18 protein-coding genes are annotated in these 19,015 nt (G+C 45.0%); 14 read left to right on the forward strand and 4 right to left on the reverse strand.

Going from position 1 to position 19,015, the window contains the following annotated elements:
- Window positions 1-17 precede the first annotated feature (17 nt).
- The 7 genes from GVO62_RS08550 (at window position 18) to GVO62_RS08580 (ending at window position 7,280) form a co-directional block, all read left to right on the forward strand.
- Window positions 18-1,889 (forward strand): protein-disulfide reductase DsbD, encoded by a 1,872-nt coding sequence (locus tag GVO62_RS08550; protein ID WP_373996014.1) that lies wholly within the window; start codon window positions 18-20, stop codon window positions 1,887-1,889.
- Window positions 1,855-2,760, forward strand: coding sequence for a M23 family metallopeptidase (locus GVO62_RS08555; RefSeq protein WP_159118590.1), 906 nt, complete (start codon window positions 1,855-1,857; stop codon window positions 2,758-2,760). The genes GVO62_RS08550 and GVO62_RS08555 overlap by 35 nt, the downstream gene beginning before the upstream one ends.
- A 247-nt stretch (window positions 2,761-3,007) precedes the next feature.
- Entirely contained in the window at window positions 3,008-3,448 is a 441-nt protein-coding gene (gene aroQ, locus GVO62_RS08560) for a type II 3-dehydroquinate dehydratase (protein ID WP_159118591.1), read from the forward strand.
- Window positions 3,449-3,462: 14 nt separating this feature from the next.
- Window positions 3,463-3,927, forward strand: coding sequence for an acetyl-CoA carboxylase biotin carboxyl carrier protein (accB, locus tag GVO62_RS08565; RefSeq protein ID WP_014951276.1), 465 nt, complete (start codon window positions 3,463-3,465; stop codon window positions 3,925-3,927).
- Window positions 3,928-3,941: 14 nt separating this feature from the next.
- On the forward strand, window positions 3,942-5,285 hold the full coding sequence (gene accC / locus GVO62_RS08570) for an acetyl-CoA carboxylase biotin carboxylase subunit (RefSeq protein ID WP_105932537.1): 1,344 nt from the start codon (window positions 3,942-3,944) through the stop codon (window positions 5,283-5,285).
- A gap of 367 nt (window positions 5,286-5,652) precedes the next feature.
- Window positions 5,653-6,582 (forward strand): hypothetical protein, encoded by a 930-nt coding sequence (locus tag GVO62_RS08575; RefSeq protein ID WP_373996015.1) that lies wholly within the window; start codon window positions 5,653-5,655, stop codon window positions 6,580-6,582.
- 257 nt (window positions 6,583-6,839) lie between these two features.
- On the forward strand, window positions 6,840-7,280 hold the full coding sequence (locus GVO62_RS08580; protein ID WP_159118593.1) for a hypothetical protein: 441 nt from the start codon (window positions 6,840-6,842) through the stop codon (window positions 7,278-7,280).
- An 82-nt stretch (window positions 7,281-7,362) separates the two neighbouring features.
- Here GVO62_RS08580 and GVO62_RS08585 read toward each other — a convergent pair whose 3' ends face one another.
- Together GVO62_RS08585 and GVO62_RS08590 are read right to left on the reverse strand one after the other, a co-directional pair.
- Window positions 7,363-7,626: a TIGR03643 family protein gene (locus tag GVO62_RS08585; protein WP_105932719.1), complete on the reverse strand. Its 264-nt coding sequence runs from the start codon at window positions 7,624-7,626 to the stop codon at window positions 7,363-7,365.
- A 118-nt stretch (window positions 7,627-7,744) separates the two neighbouring features.
- A complete protein-coding gene (locus GVO62_RS08590; protein ID WP_159118594.1) occupies window positions 7,745-9,892 on the reverse strand; it encodes an exonuclease domain-containing protein in 2,148 nt (715 codons plus the stop codon).
- Window positions 9,893-10,422: 530 nt separating this feature from the next.
- Here GVO62_RS08590 and GVO62_RS08595 point away from each other — a divergent pair.
- The 3 genes from GVO62_RS08595 (at window position 10,423) to GVO62_RS08605 (ending at window position 11,741) form a co-directional block, all read left to right on the forward strand.
- Window positions 10,423-10,614, forward strand: a complete 192-nt coding sequence (locus tag GVO62_RS08595) for a CPXCG motif-containing cysteine-rich protein (protein ID WP_159118595.1) — start codon at window positions 10,423-10,425, stop codon at window positions 10,612-10,614.
- On the forward strand, window positions 10,607-11,236 hold the full coding sequence (locus GVO62_RS08600; RefSeq protein ID WP_159118596.1) for a flavin reductase family protein: 630 nt from the start codon (window positions 10,607-10,609) through the stop codon (window positions 11,234-11,236). The genes GVO62_RS08595 and GVO62_RS08600 overlap by 8 nt, the downstream gene beginning before the upstream one ends.
- 211 nt (window positions 11,237-11,447) lie before the next feature.
- Window positions 11,448-11,741, forward strand: coding sequence for a high-potential iron-sulfur protein (locus GVO62_RS08605; protein ID WP_118491294.1), 294 nt, complete (start codon window positions 11,448-11,450; stop codon window positions 11,739-11,741).
- Window positions 11,742-11,817: 76 nt separating this feature from the next.
- Here the strand turns inward: GVO62_RS08605 and GVO62_RS08610 are convergent, their stop codons facing one another.
- Window positions 11,818-13,455, reverse strand: a complete 1,638-nt coding sequence (locus tag GVO62_RS08610; protein ID WP_159118597.1) for an amidase — start codon at window positions 13,453-13,455, stop codon at window positions 11,818-11,820.
- A 138-nt stretch (window positions 13,456-13,593) separates the two neighbouring features.
- Window positions 13,594-14,352 (reverse strand): substrate-binding periplasmic protein, encoded by a 759-nt coding sequence (locus GVO62_RS08615; protein WP_159118598.1) that lies wholly within the window; start codon window positions 14,350-14,352, stop codon window positions 13,594-13,596.
- 226 nt (window positions 14,353-14,578) lie between these two features.
- Here GVO62_RS08615 and prmA point away from each other — a divergent pair, with 226 nt between their 5' ends.
- The 4 genes from prmA to purH all read left to right on the forward strand — a co-directional run bounded on the left by prmA (window position 14,579) and on the right by purH (window position 18,806).
- Window positions 14,579-15,457, forward strand: coding sequence for a 50S ribosomal protein L11 methyltransferase (prmA, locus tag GVO62_RS08620; RefSeq protein WP_120962483.1), 879 nt, complete (start codon window positions 14,579-14,581; stop codon window positions 15,455-15,457).
- Between the two features lie 346 nt (window positions 15,458-15,803).
- Window positions 15,804-16,802 carry a tRNA dihydrouridine synthase DusB gene (dusB, locus tag GVO62_RS08625; RefSeq protein ID WP_159118599.1) on the forward strand — a complete coding sequence of 333 codons (999 nt, stop codon included), beginning with the start codon at window positions 15,804-15,806 and terminating at the stop codon, window positions 16,800-16,802.
- Window positions 16,803-16,832: 30 nt separating this feature from the next.
- Window positions 16,833-17,126: a DNA-binding transcriptional regulator Fis gene (fis, locus tag GVO62_RS08630; protein WP_012520109.1), complete on the forward strand. Its 294-nt coding sequence runs from the start codon at window positions 16,833-16,835 to the stop codon at window positions 17,124-17,126.
- Window positions 17,127-17,207: 81 nt separating this feature from the next.
- Entirely contained in the window at window positions 17,208-18,806 is a 1,599-nt protein-coding gene (gene purH / locus GVO62_RS08635) for a bifunctional phosphoribosylaminoimidazolecarboxamide formyltransferase/IMP cyclohydrolase (RefSeq protein WP_105932525.1), read from the forward strand.
- Window positions 18,807-19,015: the final 209 nt, after the last annotated feature.

A 19,015-nucleotide genomic window follows, 5' to 3' on the forward strand; every position in this document is an offset into this window, starting at 1 on the left:
TTATGACTACGTTTCTCATGTCCACAAATCTGCCAGTAGCGCCACTGTACCGCCGGTTTACAGCACATGTCATTTTAGTGCTTTGTTTAATGTCGATGTTTAGTGCAGTTTCTTTTGCGCAGGTACCCAGTGCATTCGATGATCCCTTTGCAGACGAACCACAATTTTTAGATGTAGAACAAGCGTTTGCTTTCGACTTTAATCAAAAAGAGAACACGTTAAGGCTCACCTTCGATATTGCAGACGACTATTATCTGTACCGAAAGCAATTCAAGTTCGTGGCTAAAGAAGCTGAAATTGGCGAACCCGCATTCCCAAGCGGGGTAATGATTGAAGATGAGTTTTTTGGCGAGTCTGAAGTATTTTACGACGGCGTATCTATTACTTTGCCTATCGAATCGGCGGGCAGTAACGGCGTAGTTAAAGTTCGGTATCAGGGCTGCGCTGACGCCGGGCTTTGTTACCCCCCTACGGTTAAAGTTGTATACCTAAATGAAGTAGGACGCAGCGCGCTGGCTAGTACAGATGCGGCGTCGGGATCAAATAACACCTCAACCTCTTCGCAAAGCGAACAGTTTGACCTAGCCCAACAGCTTATCGATAAAGATAATATTGCCCTTACGCTTGCTTTATTTTTCGCTCTGGGTGTAGGACTGGCTTTTACCCCTTGTGTGTTTCCTATGTACCCCATCGTCTCGGGTATCGTTATTGGTCGGGGCAAACCTAAAACCGCATCGCATTCGTTCTGGTTAACCTTTGTTTACGTTCAGGGTATGGCGATCACGTACTCATTGCTTGGTTTGGTGGTTGCTGTGGCAGGTGCCCAGTTTCAGGCTGCGTTGCAACATCCTGTGGTGCTGGGCGTGTTCATTGTACTGTTTGTGGCGCTTGCCGTTGCCCTATTTGGTGGTTTTGAAATTCAGCTTCCCGCAAAGTATCAAGAAAAGCTAACTCACATGAGTAACAACCAAACACCCGGCAGTTTCGCAGGTGTGTTTGTTATGGGCGTATTGTCTGGCCTTATTGCATCGCCCTGCACTACTGCACCGCTCACCGGTATTTTATTATTTATTGCCCAAACGGGTGATATGACGCTCGGCTTTATTTCCCTTTATCTGTTAAGTATAGGCATGGGCGTTCCGCTCATTCTCTTTGGTATGACTGGCGGAAAACTGCTTCCAAAAGCTGGTAACTGGATGAATGTGGTCAAAGTAACCTTCGGCTTTATGATGCTTGCGGTGGCTATTGTGTTTATTGAGCGTCTCTACAACAGCCCTGCCACTGGCTTTCTTTGGGGCTTGTTAGGCTTTGGTCTATTTGGTTATTACTGGGCACTTAATCGCGCTAGTAAAAATTCGTTGATGAAGCTACTGCGCGCTGTGTTGGTTGCAGTAGGTATCATGGGCAGCGCAGGTCTTACCTATCAAGCGGGGCTTAACACTGGGTTGTGGGGCGAAAGTACCGACGGTAAACATGTGGGTCACCCAGACTTTGTTATTGCAAGAGATTTAGCGGATTTACGCAATAAAATAGATGCCGCCAACGCCAATGGAAAAACCGTAATGGTTGACCTTTACGCAGACTGGTGTGTGGCCTGTAAGGAATTCGAAAAATACACCTTCCCTGACCAGAAAGTGGTTACAGCGCTTAGCAACACGGTGTGGATGCAAATGGACCTTACCGATAACACACCAGAACGCCAGGAGATTTTCGATACCTTCAACGTCCTTGGTCTCCCTACTATTTTATTCTTTGATAAAAATGGTAATGAAATAGAAAAAGCTCGCGTAACCGGGTTTATGAAAGCAAAAGCCTTTGCTAGTCATGCTGATGAATGGCTAAACCAAACACTCGATGACAGTAGCCGTGGGAATATTAGCCCTGACTAAATCATCGGATTTCCCTACAGGAAGCACGGCCCTTATCAATTTTGTTAAGGGTCGCCTCATATGGCTACTCTTAATTGTAATCATTGTTAGTTTTTGTTGTTTGCTTTCCTCGCCTGTCTTAGCGAAAACGACAGGCTGTTTTGATAATAAGCGGTTTTGCTTCGAACTCACCCCTTCATCGACTTCCCTTTATCTTGTCTCTGTTCAACGAAAAGTCTCTTTTCCCGTAGCGCTCACGCTGTATTCCGATGAACTGTTACAAATACCGTCTCAAGAAAAGTCACGAAAGCCACTATTTCATGCCAACGCGTTTTTGAATACAGACAACGCTATACCTTTAGGTGTAATAGAAGAACCTGAAACATTTTGGGAAACCATGCGCGTTAAATGGACGGTGGGGCGAATAGATGCGAAGCATGACGATACTTATACCTACCTTTCTCCCCTGCAGCCTGCCAGTAAATACAGTATTGTTCAGGGTTTCAATGGTACCTTTACCCATTCTGGAGCATCGAGATTTGCGCTCGACTTTGCCGCGCCTGTGGGCACTCCTGTTCTAGCAGCGCGCGAGGGTGTGGTCATAGACACCAAAGACGATGGCGATAAAGGCGGGCCATCGCCCGAACTTGCTAAATATGCTAATTATGTTGTTGTTCTTCATAGTGACGGCACAACCGGTGAATACTATCATCTTAAGCACAAAGGAGCGGCAGTAACACGAGGGCAAACCGTGCAGCGGGGACAACTAATCGGCTATACCGGCAACACGGGATTCTCTTCCTTACCCCACCTCCACTTCGCTGTTTATGTGGCTAAGTTTCACGGTAAATACGTTAGCGTTCCCTTTTCTCTTGGCGGCACCTCTCTCTAACTCGTGTAACCAATACCATTGAATCACACAGCGTGCTGCGGGTTCACGCCCAAAATTACCACTTAAACTTTGCGGCGAAAACACCTGATTAGACCAGTATTTTGCTGCGAAAACTTTATCTATCACTATAATCATTAGTTAACACAATAAATGAGAAAATAAATTGGCGTTTTTTCGTGCAACTGTCACAAAAATTTGTTGAAATGACGAAAACAGTGATTTTTTCCCGAAGATAGCAGCAAACTAGATGAACATTTTGTTACTGAACGGCCCTAACTTAAATATGTTAGGCCAACGAGAACCCGAAAAGTACGGCACACAAACCTTGCAAGACATCGTTGATGATTTGCAGGCGCAGGCTGCCTCGAGCGACGTGACCTTAACGCATTTTCAGTCGAACGCAGAGTTTGAACTGATTGAACGCGTGCACGCTGCTATGGGTACAGTTGATGCCATTATTATTAATCCTGCTGCTTTCACGCACACCAGCGTCGCCCTTCGCGATGCATTGTTGAGTGTCAGTATTCCGTTTATTGAAGTGCATTTGTCGAACGTTCATGCCCGCGAACCGTTTCGTCACCATTCTTATTTTTCTGATGTTGCAGCTGGCGTCATTGTTGGCCTTGGTGCCATGGGTTATTCGCTCGCGCTAACTGCAGCAATCAATTTACCGAAATCGTTAAAATAACGCAGAGACAGAACATGGATATTAGAAAGATTAAAAAACTCATCGAATTAGTGGAAGAATCTGGCATTGCCGAGCTAGAGATCACTGAAGGCGAAGAGTCTGTACGCATCCACCGTGGACCTACAGGTGTTCAAGCGCCAATGAACTACAGTTTTGCAGCGCCTGCAGCACCGCAAATGGCTCCTGCTCCAGCAGCGGCAGCCACCACCGCATCAGAAGCGCCAGCGGAGCCTGCACAGCCAGAAGGTCACGTTGTTAAGTCTCCTATGGTAGGTACTTTCTACCGTGCATCTTCTCCTACTGCAAAAGCCTTTGCAGAAGTGGGTCAGCAAGTAAAAGTTGGCGACACGCTTTGTATCGTTGAAGCCATGAAGATGATGAACCAAATTGAAGCAGATAAAGCAGGTGTGGTTAAGGCAATCTTGGTGGAAAACCAAGACCCTGTCGAATTCGACCAGCCAATGTTCATCATTGAATAAGCGAGTGCTTAACTATGCTAGATAAAGTACTTATTGCTAACCGTGGCGAGATTGCCCTACGTATTTTGAGAGCCTGTAAAGAACTAGGCATCAAAACCGTAGCCGTGCACTCTACTGCGGATAAAAACTTGAAGCACGTGTTGCTAGCTGATGAATCAATTTGTATTGGTAAAGCATCGGCAACCGAAAGCTACCTTAATATACCGCGCATCATCGCTGCCGCCGAGGTCACAAATTCAATCGCTATTCACCCAGGTTACGGTTTCCTAGCGGAAAACGCAGACTTTGCTGAGGCGGTAGAAAAAAGCGGCTTTATTTTCATTGGCCCTAAACCCGAAACTATTAACCTAATGGGTGACAAAGTTTCAGCTATTAATGCAATGAAAAAAGCCGGGGTACCCTGTGTGCCAGGCTCTGACGGCCCGCTAACGGATGACGTAGAGCGCAACAAAGCCATTGCTAAGCGCATTGGCTACCCTATCATCGTTAAAGCTGCGGGCGGCGGCGGTGGTCGTGGTATGCGCGTGGTTCGCAGCGAAGCTGAATTGATTAAAGCCATTGAAACAACGCAGGCTGAAGCTGGCGCTGCCTTTGGTAACTCAACGGTTTACATGGAAAAATTCCTTGAGAACCCACGTCACGTTGAAATTCAGGTACTAGCCGATGGACAAGGCAACGCCATCCACTTAGGTGAGCGCGACTGTTCAATGCAGCGTCGTCACCAGAAGGTCGTTGAAGAAGCTCCGGCACCAGGTATCTCTGAGCAAATGCGCACCAAAATTGGCGATCGCTGCCGCAGAGCCTGTGTTGAAATTGGCTACCGCGGCGCAGGTACGTTCGAGTTCTTGTATGAAAACGGCGAATTCTATTTCATTGAAATGAATACTCGTATTCAGGTAGAGCACCCTGTATCTGAAATGATTACTGGCGTTGATCTCATTAAAGAACAGCTTCGCATTGCTGCTGGTCAGCCACTGTCTATCGACCAGTCGCAAATTCAAATTCGTGGCCACGCCATTGAATGCCGAATTAATGCAGAAGATCCAAAAACCTTCATTCCAAGCCCTGGTCCTATCACCATGTTCCACGCGCCAGGTGGCTTAGGTATTCGCTGGGAGTCGCACATTTACGCGGGCTACCACGTACCGCCTTACTACGACTCTATGATCGGTAAGCTTATCACTTATGGCGAAAGCCGAGACGAAGCGATCGCTCGTATGCGTCACGCGCTTGAAGAGATTGTAGTTGAAGGAATTAAAACGAATATCCCGCTTCAGCGTGCCATTATGGCTGATGAAAACTTCTTCGCAGGTGGAACCAACATCCACTACCTTGAGAAGAAGCTAGGCCTAGCCTAATCCCCCCTTTGGGCTACACGGTGTTTTTTGTGTAGCCCAATTTTCTTTTCGCTATTCGCTATTCGCTATTCGCTATTCGCTATTCGCTATTCGCTATTCAGCGTCTTCTAATTTTACGATTAGCACAATCAATTTTTAACGATTTTACTATTCAACACACCAATTTAAACTAGGTACAAGTTTTAAGACATCTCCCTAGGTTTTGAAATTTTGTGTGTTTAATTGGAGTCCCACTCCACTTGTGCCGGCATCCCTGCCGGCTTTTTTTATTTTTCATCAATACCAACTCGTTACCCAATTAACAGGATTTAATGTATAAACGTAGATAAATTCACTGCTTAAGAGTTTACGAGTGCGTTTTTTTATACTGCTTATCACACCGCTTTTGTCTTGCGCGTTAACCAATGCTTATGCGAATGGGTTTTCCCCATCTTTTTCACATAAACTTGATGTACAGATACGCTATGACGATCGCTCCAACAGGCCTAGCAGAGAGCAATACCGTTTGCGTTACTATCCCTCTATCGCACTCTCGCCATCTCTGTCTGTTCATAGCTTTATTGTTACCGGAGAGGACTTTTCTTCTAGCCATAATACATTCGGTAGCGATACCACAGATTACCTTTATCCACGGCGTTTATATGTAAGACACAAAAATGACTTCGGTAAGACTGAGGTTGGCGTTATTCCAACCTACAAAGGCAGGGTTTCATCTACAGGACTTTCTAAAGATGGCTGGATAACGGGGGTTCGACACGTCCGACAGCTCAAAAACGATACGGCCATTGAAATAGTGGTGGGGCAATTAGTAAATGCACAGGCGAATGAAGCATTCAATATTGGCGAAGAAGACGATTATTTTGAAATTGAGTACTCGGCAAAAATGGGGCAGCGTCACAGTTATGAAGCAAGTTTTGAAAAAATGCTCAATGGAACGTTTGTACGGGCTGAATATCGCTTTCGAATCAATGATGAAGATACCGCTTTTGTAGAACTTGTTCAGCGAACTGACGAAAGCGCTGCTAAGTTTGTAGTTGGGACAAGTGGTGAGCTTGCAACAGGCGTTCTTAACACTTCTTATCCTATCGAATATTTTGCATATTACTCTTATATAGATAGTCGTTTCGGCGAGCGTGCCGAACTCATAGAAGACTTTTTAGGTACAGGCCATGGAGGTTCGTTGGAATTCAGTGGTGTTCTTTCGAAAAAACATGATGTTGAATGGTTTGTGAGAACAGACGTTGTTGAAAGCGTAAGCCGACTGTTAGCAGGTATCAAGCTGTCTTTCGAGGGCTGACAGCCAAGCACAACGCCATTCAAAAAAAGGCCCATCAAACGATGGGCCAAACAGCAAGAACGCGTACACACTTTAACAGTGCATAATAGATTACGGGGGTAGACTGCTAGGAGTTCAGTTATGCTTAATTACTTATTTTTAATTTCAGACGCTTTAAAGTCCTCGGCAGATTTATTAGACTTTAGACCAATAAGAGAGCTTATTCTTTCTTATCGATGTACTCATTATTTGCCCTGAAGAAATATCAAGGTGTGTTTGTGTCTAGTCGTTACGCCCAATTTAAAGAACAACTACCAATTTCTCGTCTTTCAGATGAAACGCTCCTCGCGTTTAGAGTGTTATTTGATGATCCACTCGACATTGTCGACCTCGCTCAAGACATAGCCGACTTAGCTCTTTACCCGGAACGGTTAAATGAGAGCTACCGAAAAGAATGGGAAACCTATGTCGTAAAAGCGTTAGCCCTTGAGATAAAGAAACAAGATAACTTAACGCCTGGAGAGTTTATTGAACTTATGATGACAAAAGTGGAGGACATTCAAAATAACAACGACACCTATTCAAATCTCCTTCGCCAAGTCCACCACGCTAAAAGCATTTTGTTATCAGACAACACCTTCGTATTTCCAACGCCATTGCGACAACAGCTCACTGCTTTTCTCTTGCCAATTTCTGCAATATCACCGCCTAAGAAGTGACCCAAGAGCCTTAATTACATGCGCTGATTGCCGCTCAGCCCACCATGACCCGAGCGGTGGGTGACGATATGATTGTTGATATTTACTTGTTAGCACCTTTATATTTGTACTGAGAAGGGCAGTAACCTCTATCCACGCCTTCTGGTCGCAAGCTCGCATGCTTTGTCTTCCTACCCGATACTCTCTCACGCCAGTTTTTGAAGGTTTTTTGTTTAAGGTTTTTACGCATGAGCTTTATTACGTCTTTCTCGGGTAGTCCAAACAAACGCTCAATAGCTTCAAATGGGGTGCGGTCTTCCCATGCCATTTCTATGACTCGTGATTCTTGCTCTTCAGTAAGTGCCATCTCAAACATCTCAATAAGTACTTTTTTAACTTCAATATTTACTCTATAGGGAACGATTTCGTTCAGTAAAAACCATAAATTCCGTGTTGCTAACTTACTCGCTAACTTACTCGCTAAATTACTCGCTAACGTTAGCAATAATAGCCTCATCGTCTTTTTCAAACGCTAGCTTTAAAAGCTCTGCTGCTGCTACGGCATCACTCAGTGCCCGGTGATGCCGCTCCATTTCGATATGGAAATGTTTAGTCAAGTTGGCTAGCGAATAGGACGGTAGGCCAGGGTAAGTTCGACGCATCTCGCGCACAGTACACATTTTAGGTCTTCTAAACGATTGTTCTAATCGAGCAAACTCTTGTTTAATGAATCCATAATCAAAGTTAACGTTATGTGCAACAAACACGGCATCCTGAGTAAAACTTGCGATATGATCCGCGACTTCAGAAAACAGCGGCGCGTCGGCCACCATGTCGTCTGAAATACCGGTAAGCTTGGTAATATTGCTGGGGATACGGCGCTGAGGATTAAGAAGGGTTTGAAACCTGTCTACCTCCTGTCCAGCCACAAGCTTCACCATACCTATTTCCGTAATGCGGTTGTAACTGTTATTGCCACCAGTTGTTTCGATGTCTACGACAACATAAGGTTGTTCAGGATCCCGTATCCAATTAACAGTAGTAACGGCTACATCAAACCCCGCTTGCTGCAAACGCTGGATAGACACAAGTTGGTTACGTCGAAGCTGATCGCCAGGGGCCTTTATCTCTTCAAAGCGAAGGGTGTTATCAAACACCATAATGTCGGGGAATCCGTCTCGCAGGTTGGCGAAGTCTTTACACATCATTCGTAGTAAGGTGTAAATCACCTCAAGTGAACCATGCTTTATCAGTGCTTCAATCGGCGTTAGCAAATAGCTTGACCACATAAACAAACTGTTTACTTTGCCATAATGCTTGGTCGCCATTTTATGAAGGTGGAATCGCAACTTTTCTTTAGTATCGAGCTTGCGCAGTAGGTCTTCAATACTAAGTTCAAACTTTGCATAAAAGTTGTTTTGCTTTAGCGAAAGTGGCCTGCGATCAAATTCAGTAACCAGCGTATCCTCTTCGTAAAGCTGCTTCCAGAACGTAAGGCCAAACAAACTACGCCACAACCGATTCTCTGTGCGCCAGCCCTCAATTCCTTGCCTTGCGTAGTGGGCTAAAACACCTCGCTCTACCTGCTGATTTTGACTCACATCAATATCAAGCGTTCGGCTTGCGTTTCTGAGCATGTCAGTCACCGTACTAGTGCGCTTTTTATGATATTTGCGAGCATAAAAATCTTCAGCAAAAGCCAGCAGTGTATCCGACTGGGGATTATCTATGATGTCTTCAAGCACCTGCTTTACGCCATCCTCGTTACCCTCTTTGTAACTTTCCCTTAACCACTTTTCCTTTGCTTTGTCGCTTTGTGCCTGTTGCAGAACAGCTAACCCTTTTTGGCGGTCTATTCCCAATAGTTTGAGTCCAAGCGCGTAAAGACATTGATCGCGATAAAAACTTGCCGATACGCCTTCTGTTTCTGGAAAGTCTGCCTCTGCGGTTGCAAGAAGCATATCATCGTTATAAAACGCCAACTGGCTGTAGTGGTTAGCGTAGAACCATGCTGCTAGAGCGTCTTCCTTGGTATCAAAACGGGCCGTGTCGGTAACAGAATCAGAGCGCGTTCTCATTACGCCAAGATCGCGCATAGAAAATTGATTCAGGCGGCTTTTTGTGTTGCCGAAATATATAAAAAGTAGAAAGCGAAGCGCACTATCAAAGAGACACACTAAATAATTTTCAAGTGATAACTGCTCAGGCCAACCGTGGGTTGAAATGTGCTCTTTAAGTCTTGTGACCAACTTTGGTTTGGTCAATGAAGAAAGACCCTGTGTACTGCCATACTCGGCGAGTAACGCAAGCAGTGCGTCTTTTGTTAATACACCCGCAATATCATTTAACGAAGCATGAGACAGGTCACCAAACCAACCATTTACCTTTAACCAGTCTATCTGCTCCTGCGGCGTGCTAACTTCGCTGTAATTAAACTGACTTCTATCTATTACCGCGTACTTGCGATTGGCAGCTCTCACCACAATGCATTGCTTGTCGTCATCCAATGCCCTGAAGCGTTCTATAAAGCCAGTAGCCTCATCGCTTAACAGCGCACGGTTTGCTCCCTCGAAGAACCCAAGGAATTCGTGAAAGTGTGTTAGATAATAACGGGGCGGTAAATCTTTTCGCATGGTGCATCTTTGGCTGTAAAATCTTTGATAGTGTATATTTATACAGCCCATTTAATCAAATTAAATACAGCGCCTACACAAGGTTCTGCTTCTCCCATCCGCACTTTAAACTCGTACTCTCTGCTTCGCGACCCAACGAAAAAACGTGGCTAGCTGCTCGTCTTCAAGCAAAAGCGGCAAAGTATAAAAGTGTTTAGCTAACGTCATCTCATCATAAAATCGATGGATGCCACTATGACATTGCCTACAAATATAAATACCGGTTTGCAATTCTGATTTGGTGAAATGCTTTTTAAAGAAGTTACGACGGTGCATTTTTCGTGGGATCAAATGATGAAACGTAAGGCGTGTGTCTCTTTTGCAGCAAGGGCATTCGCCTACTTTATTTGTCACTTCTCAACCTTTATGTCTGTTTATTTTGGCCCAACCAAATCTTGTCTCTTAGCTTTTGCTTCTTTCAACAATGGGTAAATCCAGTCTTCTTTACATTACGTAACAAACAGCAATTGTGATTACGAAGGCGAACTTTTATGAGCTTAACCCGTTCTATGGACTTTTCATGCCCATACTGTATGGCACCGAACGACGTAGAGATAGATGAAGTCAATGATGTAGGGCAAGTTCAGGTACTTGATTGCCAAGTGTGCTGCCAACCTATTGAACTGACGACCTATCAACATGGTGACGACATACAGATTGAGGCTGAAAGAGAGAATGACTAAACAATTTACTCGGGCCGATATTGACGCCCTTGCACAGCGATATCGCGCTAATTTAATCAACAGCCTATCAGGGTTTAAATCTGCCACTTTAGTGGGCACGACCGACGGCAAGACAAACAATCTTGCAATCGTTAGTTCTATTGTCCATGTGGGTGCAAATCCTCCACTAATTGGTATGATCATGCGCCCACATACTGTGACGCGCGATACCCTTGGTAATATCAAACAGCAAGGGTTCTACACATTGAATCACGTTTCCACCGATTGGGTAGACAAGGCGCATCAAACATCAGCGCGCTATGCACCAGATGAAAGCGAATTTGATGCCGTAGGCTTAACGCCGCAATTCAGCGGATCATTTAGTGCCCCTTATGTGGCAGAAAGCGATATTAGAATGGGGCTCAAGGTTGCTCAGCACTTTACCTTACTAAATGAGACTGAAATGGTAATTGGCGAGATTCAAGAACTTTATATGCCAGAAGACATTGTTGATGAAGATGGGTATGTCGACATTGAGCAAGCGAAGACGGCTTGTATTTCAGGTTTAGACAGCTATCACAGTACAAAGCGAATAGCGCAGTTCTCATACGCTAAGCCAGATGTTGCACTAACAAAAAAGTGAACCTACAGTGTCATTGTGTGTCTGACAGACATGGTACTGTGAAGTTTATTTAATCTGGATCAAGCGAAAATTCGAAAATTCAGTCGATCTTTTTTCAAAAAGAGATAGTATCTAGATATGAAACAAAACCTGCCTCTTGGGGCAGGTTTTTGCGTTTAAGGCACTGAATAAAAAAGAATCATTATCGTTTCTATCTCTTAAGGAGAATGTTATGAAATCTGTAAATCGCCGTGACTTCTTAAAGCTATCGGGCTCTACAGTTATCGGTCTTACGCTAGGCGGAGTTGCGTTACGTGCACAAGCTCAAGAGCAGCTTAGCGCCGACGACCCAACAGCAAAAGCATTAAACTACACACCGTCTTCAACGGTTGAAGGTGCAAAATGTGCTAACTGCATGTACGTGCAGGGCGCCGATGGCGAGCAATACCGCCCTTGTAACATTTTCCCTAACAAACTGGTTAATGCTGACGGCTGGTGTAGCGCTTGGGTTAAAAAGCCTGGTTAATGTTGTATTTCGCAACGAGCGTTTTGAGAAAGTTAAAGCCCTTGATTTGAAATCGAGGGCTTTTTTGTTGAGCCTGTTATAGCGCGGCATCTAGTCCTTTTTCAATTCCCTTGAACTTTGGGTTGTCAAAGCGTGTGGGCAGCAATCCCGGCTTGATATAAAAGCCATGTTTAGCTTCAAATATACGCCCGACTTCAAGCACTTCTTCATCTTGCCACTTACCCCCAATAAAGCTGATGCCAACAGGAAGGTCTTTCACTTGCCCAGCCGGTACCGTCAGATGAGGATAGCCAGCTATTGCCGCTAAATACCCAATACCAATAAAGCCTACCGGAGAGTGGTCTCCATATACGCCATCTATAAGAAAGGATGGGCTATTTGATGGTGCCACGAGTACCTCAACGTTATGCTTTGCCATCAGTGCATCAATGCCATTTTTGCCCGCAGTATCTTTAATAAGGCCAAGTGCTTTTTTGTATTCGTCGCTTTCAATTGTCGCTGAAGCCAAAGACTTTTCAAAAATGTTCTGATCAAAGAGTGATAGCTCTCGCTCGGTTTTCTTATTGAACGCAATAAGTTCATCAAGGTTCCTTGCAGGTAGCTCTGCCGGAGAGCCAGCTAAATAGTCGTTGATGCTGTGATGGAATTCACTAAGTAAGACATTGTAAGAATCGGCCCAGAAAGAATCCGGCTGAGAAAAGTCACTGATATCCACCAAGGTTGCTCCCGATGCTTTAAGCTGCGCTAACGCTTTTTCGTAAACGGCGAGGACGTGTGGATTATCTCCTTGTCTGTACCTTACCACGCCTATTCTCTTACCTTTTAAGTCTGTTGCGAGCATTGAGGCGGAAGGTAGCTTTGGAATATGGGATTGGGCATCTTTTGTTGCGTTATCTTCTTCATCAACACCCGCCATGATTGCGGTCATCAACCATGCATCGTGCACATTCGCTGTCATTGGCCCTGCCGTATCTTGGCTAAACGAAATCGGCACAATATGCGTTCGAGACAGAAGGCCTACCGTAGGCTTAAAGCCAACCACACCGTTTATCGAAGCTGGGCAGATAATTGAACCGTTAGTTTCAGTTCCTACAGCGAGCGATGCCAAACGAAGTGACATTGCTGCGCCTGAGCCTGACGACGAACCACACGCGCTTCGCGCTAGTATATGAGGATTGCGAGTAAGCCCACCGACGGCGCTCCATCCGCTGATTGAAGACTCTGAACGAAAGTTAGCCCACTCAGACAAGTTAGTTTTACCTAGGACAATGGCTCCAGCAGCTTTTAGCTTCGCCACAATGGGCGCATTGCGACCTGTATTATTGTTAAGAAGCGCCATCGAACCTGCTGTTGTAGGCATTTCATCACTTTCAATATTATCTTTTAACAATACAGGGATACCGGCTAAAGGGCCGAGCGCTTGCTTATTGGCTATTTGTCTATCGACTGCCTGTGCTTCGTTTAATATATTTGGGTTTAACGCAAGAACGCTGTTTACTTGATTGTCTAGCTTTTCAACACGTGATAAATAGCCTTTAACCAGCGCCGCCGATGTAATCTCTCCGTTGGCAATCGCTTGGGCTTGCTGGTAAGCAGGCATGTCCAAGTAACGCTCAAGCGTATTTTCTTGTAGTGCTTCCGAAGGGGTTGAATGAGACACACAGGCCGAGCAAACAACCACCGTGACCAATAAAAAAGACCACTGCTTCAACATAAATCTTTCCTTAACAGATAATTCCAGTGTCTAGCATTACCGCTTTATAAAAGCGGCAAGTTTCAGACGTCAAAGTACTGATAGTTTCATATACCTTGTATCAGAAATAGTTCACTGTCTATACATTAAAATCTGTATTTATGGTGTTGTTGCATGTGGCAGCAGGTGAAGGAGACTCTCGAGTTTGTATTTATCTAGCAGCTGCTGATAACGCCCATTTTCAATAAACGTGCGAAGCCTATTATTAAACGCCACTCTTAATTCCGGGTCGGGAATAGCTGCACTGTATGACGAAATAGGGAATAGCTCATGAAAGACGACTTCATCGCCCGAGTAAGCCGTATTATTTGACTTAAAATAGTTGAAAATATTCCTGTCGAGTATAACCACATCTACATGGCCGAGCATCAACATATCAACCTGTCTATCTTGCCTTGCCATCTCCATATATGTGGCCTGGTCCGTAACGATTTGGCGGAATGCTTCACCTAACACCGCATCAGCCGTTTGAAACGCAATAATGCTTTTGCCACGTAAATCTTCAATACTATTAATTTCAAACTTACTTTCAGCGCGAGTCACCGCAACGTTTTGATAGACAACATAAGGGTCCGACAAGATAGCTGAATCAAGGACGTGAGCTGAATTTTGCGTCAAACCAAGGTCAATCAAGTTATCTTCTAGTAATCTTGCTGTTCGCCCAAATGGCACGTAAATAGGCGATAAATCATGCCCCATATCTGCCAAAATAGCGCGCGCTACATCCACTTCAAAGCCAGAGTTCTCTTGTGAAATAACATAAGGTGGCTTATTCCACCCTACTACAACGTCAATTTCCTCAGATGAAGCTGAAAAAGGTAACAACAAAAAGCTCAAAACAAGGGAAAAAAAGCGCATAAGGCCTCTGTTAGATTAAAAAACAAACAACCAACGTCTACTATAAGCGTTTCTCTAAATCGCACCAGTCGACAAAAGGTTAATATTTTAATTGCTTTTTTATATTAAAGTAAGCCGGTAACATTCAAACTCACAAGGTTTAATACTGTGGCTTTTCGTTTGTCTTCATTTTGTTTCACGCCAACGAAAGGTACAATACCTACAAAGACCACAACGAATGATTAATATGGCTTGGCTACAACTTCGAATCGACACATCTTCTGAACACGCTGAATCTATTGGCGATATGCTTACCGCTAACGGCTCTCAGGCCGTCACATACGTTGATGCGAAAGATACTCCTATGTACGAACCGAAACCTGGTGAGGTACTGCTGTGGCCAGATACACAAGTGGTAGGGTTATTTGAAGCTGATGCCGACATGAAAAGCATCCTAAAGCGGTTAGGTAAAGCTAAGGTGTTGGGGGAAAATTTTAAATACAAGCTTGAACCACTTGAAGACAAAGACTGGGAGCGGGAGTGGATGGACAACTTTCATCCTATGCAGTTTGGGGAGCGCTTGTGGATTTGCCCAAGCTGGCGCGATGTTCCAGACCCGAACGCCGTTAATGTCATGCTAGATCCAGGTCTTGCCTTCGGAACAGGGACTCACCCAACTACAGCGCTATGTTTACGCTGGCTAGACGGCATAGATATGACGGATAAAACCGTCGTCGATTTTGGCTGTGGCTCAGGGATTTTAGCATTGGCTGCATTAAAGCTTGGCGCTACGCGCGTTATCGGTATTGATATCGATCCGCAAGCACTTCAAGCGACAAAAGAAAATGCGCGCCGCAACGGTGTTGAAGACCGCTTAGATGTGTACCTTCCTGAAGATCAACCTGAACTTGAAGCTGATGTGGTAATGGCGAATATATTGTCAGGCCCTTTATTAGAACTTCAAAGCGTTATCACAGACTACTGCAAATCAGACGGTTTGTTAGTCCTTTCCGGCATTCTTGCTGAACAAGTCACCCGAATAGAAGAAGCGTATTCGAAAGACATAGAACTTGAACCAAGTGCTATTGATGGTGAGTGGGCGAGAGTTTCCGGTAGAAAACGCTAAGTTGACGAATTAACCGGCTAGGCATGCAAAATATTCTGCTTGTCTAGTGCACAAAGCTGATAAAGAAACGTGCACTCGACAAGTAGCCCTCTAAATAAATGTTAAAATTTTTCACAATACAGCCCTTTTAACACGGGGCCTGTAAGACTTTCGTACAATAATCATACTAAAAAGTAGTGCTAGCTTACTAATGTGACAGTTTTTTTTCACTGTCAATACCAGGAAGTGAAATTTTGTGTGATTTTTAGCCTTTTCAAGCATTGCGAAAACACGTACACTTAGCGCCCCGTTTTAGCCGGGTGTATAATTTCTGTGCAGTTTTAGATGGCGAGCTATACATTTTACAATGCGAATTGGACCTTACGAGTTAGAAAACAATTTGATGTTAGCCCCTATGGCTGGCGTAACAGATAGACCGTTTCGTCAACTCTGTAAGCGCTTGGGCGCTGGGCTTGTTGTTTCTGAGATGCTTTCGAGTAATCCGAAAGTTTGGAATACAGCAAAATCACAAGCGCGCATGAACCATGAGGGTGAAGAAGGCATTCGCTCTGTACAGATTGCTGGGGCTGATCCTGAGCTTATGGCTCAAGCAGCGCAATTTAATGTTGAGAACGGTGCGCAAATCATTGATATCAACATGGGTTGTCCTGCCAAGAAGGTCAATAAGAAGCTTGCAGGTTCTGCTTTGCTTCAATACCCAGACACAGTGGAAGCGATTATTAAAGCAGTAGTTAATGCTGTGGACGTACCCGTGACACTGAAAATTCGTACCGGCTGGAACCCAGAAAATCGCAATGGGGTAAACATTGCCCGCATTGCAGAGCAAAACGGCATACAGTCGCTTGCGGTTCACGGCAGAACTCGAGCTTGTATGTATAGAGGGGAAGCAGAATACGACACCATACGTCAGATAAAGGCGGCAATATCAATTCCTGTTATTGCAAATGGTGACATTACTTCTCCAGAGAAAGCACAAGAGGTGCTGAATTACACCGGTGCAGATGGCGTAATGATAGGCCGCGGCGCGCAAGGTAAACCTTGGATATTTAAACAAATCCAACATTATCTTGAAACGGGCGAGAACCTAGCACCACCGCCGCTGTCAGAGCTGTATAAGCTTTTGCACGAGCATGTAGCCAATGTGCAGGACTTTTATGGTGATATAGCCGGTGTAAGAATTGCCCGTAAGCACGTGGGCTGGTATCTCGCGGAGCACGATACGGATCGTCAGTTTCGTAAAACGTTTAACGCTATCGATGATGCGAATGAGCAACTCGATGCACTAAATGCATATTTTCAAGCGCTGCAGACACGAGAAACCCGACAGATTTCTCCCGCAGCATAGTGATGACTAACTTAAGAGCAACACAGTATTATGTTCGATCAAAACGTGACTTCACCTTTTACTACTACAGTAACTACGCCTTCACAAACGCAAGCGCAAAAGCCTTTGCGTGACTCTGTAAAGCAAGCGGTTAATAAGTACCTTAAGCAACTGGATAACGCAAACATCGACAACCTGTACGAAATGGTACTGGCTGAAGTAGAAGCGCCGCTTCTAGAAGAAGTCATGACTTACACTCGCGGCAATCAAACCCGCGCGGCCATCATGATGGGCATCAACCGTGGCACACTTCGCAAGAAGCTAAAGCAATACGGCATGAACTAAGATTCCAAGGGCTTTGCCCACCAAAGAGCACCAATCGGTGCTCTTTTTGTTTCAACACTACAACATTAGAAACTAAAATTTATGCAAACACCAAAACCCATTAAACGTGCTCTTCTTAGTGTCTCTGATAAAACAGGTATCCTTGATTTCGCAACAGCGCTGCATAACGCTGGCGTAGAACTTCTGTCGACAGGTGGTACCGCAAAACTTTTAGCTGAAGCTGGCTTACCTGTGAAAGAAGTCTCTGATCACACAGGTCATCCAGAAATAATGGCCGGTCGTGTTAAAACCCTTCATCCGAAAATTCACGGCGGTATTCTTGCTCGCCGCGGTGTTGACGAAGCGGTGATGGAAGAAAACAACATTGCGCCTATCGACCTAGTAGTTGTAAACCTCTATCCGTTTGCTGCAACTGTGGCAAATGAAGACTGCACGCTTGAAGATGCCATTGAAAATATTGATATCGGTGGCCCTACCATGGTTCGCGCGGCAGCCAAAAACCACAAAGACGTGACTATTGTGGTTAACGCGTCAGACTACTCACGCGTACTTGCTGAAATGAACGACAACAATGGATCGCTAACGTACAACACGCGTTTTGATCTTGCCATTAAAGCGTTCGAGCACACGGCTGAATATGACGGCATGATCGCAAACTATTTTGGTGCCCGTTTAGACAGCACTGGTTGTGAAGCAGACTGTGACCACCAGCACAGTGAATTCCCACGTACTTACAACATGCAGCTAACTAAGAAACAAGATCTTCGCTACGGTGAAAACAGCCACCAAGAAGCGGCGTTCTACGTTGAAAACAACATTCAGGAAGCGTCGGTTGCTACAGCGACTCAGCTGCAAGGTAAAGAGTTGTCGTTCAACAACATCGCTGATACCGATGCAGCGCTAGAATGCGTGAAAGAATTCGAAGAGCCAGCATGTGTAATCGTTAAGCACGCTAACCCGTGCGGCGTTGCAATTGGCGACGATATTTTGAGTGCCTATGACCGCGCATTTAAAACTGACCCAACATCAGCATTTGGCGGCATTATTGCGTTTAACCGCGAGCTTGATGCGAAAACAGCACAAGCGATTGTTGACCGTCAATTTGTGGAAGTGATCATTGCACCAACCGTAAGCGACGAAGCGAAGGACGTAGTAAGCGCAAAGAAAAACGTACGTCTTCTTGCGTGTGGCGATTGGGCTGGCCAGCTTACTGAAGGTTATGACTTTAAGCGTGTAAACGGCGGTTTACTAGTACAAGAGCGCGACTTCGGCATGGTTGAAATGGAAGACCTAGAAGTTGTGACTAAGCGTAAGCCAAGCGAAGAAGAACTGCGCGATCTTATGTTCTGCTGGAAGGTAGCAAAATACGTGAAGTCTAACGCAATTGTTTACTGCAAAGACGGCATGACAGTAGGCGTAGGCGCAGGCCAAATGAGCCGCGTTTACTCTGCAAAGATTGCGGGTATTAAAGCTGCCGACGAGAACCTTGAAGTGGCAGGCTCTGTCATGGCATCTGACGCATTCTTCCCATTCCGTGACGGCATTGACGCTGCTGCTGAGGCGGGTATTAAAGCGGTCATCCAGCCTGGCGGCTCTATGCGTGATCAAGAAGTGATTGATGCAGCTGACGAACACGATATTGCTATGGTGTTCACCGGTATGCGCCACTTCCGTCACTAATAAGTATTTGCACAACAACTTATAGTGCAGGCTTAGTGAGGGAAACCAACAGCTAAGTTAACCACGCAGTAAAGTGGCATTTTGCTACTTTATTGCGTGTTTGTTGTTTTCCTTTAATCCCTTTTTTATTACGCATGTTCTATCTCATTTGCATGGCTAAAGTGACACTAAAGCTAAACGATATAGTTAGGAATTATTCTGCTAAGTCG

It is taken from the genome of Alteromonas sp. KUL150, from assembly GCF_009811475.1.
In the GTDB taxonomy this organism is placed as follows: Bacteria; Pseudomonadota; Gammaproteobacteria; order Enterobacterales; family Alteromonadaceae; genus Alteromonas; species Alteromonas gracilis.

What these genes read in the sequence shown, in the direction of transcription:
- GVO62_RS08550 (WP_373996014.1), top strand. Translation starts at nt 18, where the DNA reads ATGTCCACAAATCTGCCAGTAGCGCCACTGTACCGCCGGTTTACAGCA.
- GVO62_RS08555 (WP_159118590.1), top strand. Translation starts at nt 1,855, where the DNA reads ATGACAGTAGCCGTGGGAATATTAGCCCTGACTAAATCATCGGATTTC.
- aroQ (WP_159118591.1), top strand. Translation starts at nt 3,008, where the DNA reads ATGAACATTTTGTTACTGAACGGCCCTAACTTAAATATGTTAGGCCAA.
- accB (WP_014951276.1), top strand. Translation starts at nt 3,463, where the DNA reads ATGGATATTAGAAAGATTAAAAAACTCATCGAATTAGTGGAAGAATCT.
- accC (WP_105932537.1), top strand. Translation starts at nt 3,942, where the DNA reads ATGCTAGATAAAGTACTTATTGCTAACCGTGGCGAGATTGCCCTACGT.
- GVO62_RS08585 (WP_105932719.1), bottom strand. Translation starts at nt 7,626, where the DNA reads ATGGCACTTACTGAAGAGCAAGAATCACGAGTCATAGAAATGGCATGG.
- GVO62_RS08590 (WP_159118594.1), bottom strand. Translation starts at nt 9,892, where the DNA reads ATGCGAAAAGATTTACCGCCCCGTTATTATCTAACACACTTTCACGAA.
- GVO62_RS08595 (WP_159118595.1), top strand. Translation starts at nt 10,423, where the DNA reads ATGAGCTTAACCCGTTCTATGGACTTTTCATGCCCATACTGTATGGCA.
- GVO62_RS08600 (WP_159118596.1), top strand. Translation starts at nt 10,607, where the DNA reads ATGACTAAACAATTTACTCGGGCCGATATTGACGCCCTTGCACAGCGA.
- GVO62_RS08605 (WP_118491294.1), top strand. Translation starts at nt 11,448, where the DNA reads ATGAAATCTGTAAATCGCCGTGACTTCTTAAAGCTATCGGGCTCTACA.
- GVO62_RS08610 (WP_159118597.1), bottom strand. Translation starts at nt 13,455, where the DNA reads ATGTTGAAGCAGTGGTCTTTTTTATTGGTCACGGTGGTTGTTTGCTCG.
- GVO62_RS08615 (WP_159118598.1), bottom strand. Translation starts at nt 14,352, where the DNA reads ATGCGCTTTTTTTCCCTTGTTTTGAGCTTTTTGTTGTTACCTTTTTCA.
- prmA (WP_120962483.1), top strand. Translation starts at nt 14,579, where the DNA reads ATGGCTTGGCTACAACTTCGAATCGACACATCTTCTGAACACGCTGAA.
- dusB (WP_159118599.1), top strand. Translation starts at nt 15,804, where the DNA reads ATGCGAATTGGACCTTACGAGTTAGAAAACAATTTGATGTTAGCCCCT.
- fis (WP_012520109.1), top strand. Translation starts at nt 16,833, where the DNA reads ATGTTCGATCAAAACGTGACTTCACCTTTTACTACTACAGTAACTACG.
- purH (WP_105932525.1), top strand. Translation starts at nt 17,208, where the DNA reads ATGCAAACACCAAAACCCATTAAACGTGCTCTTCTTAGTGTCTCTGAT.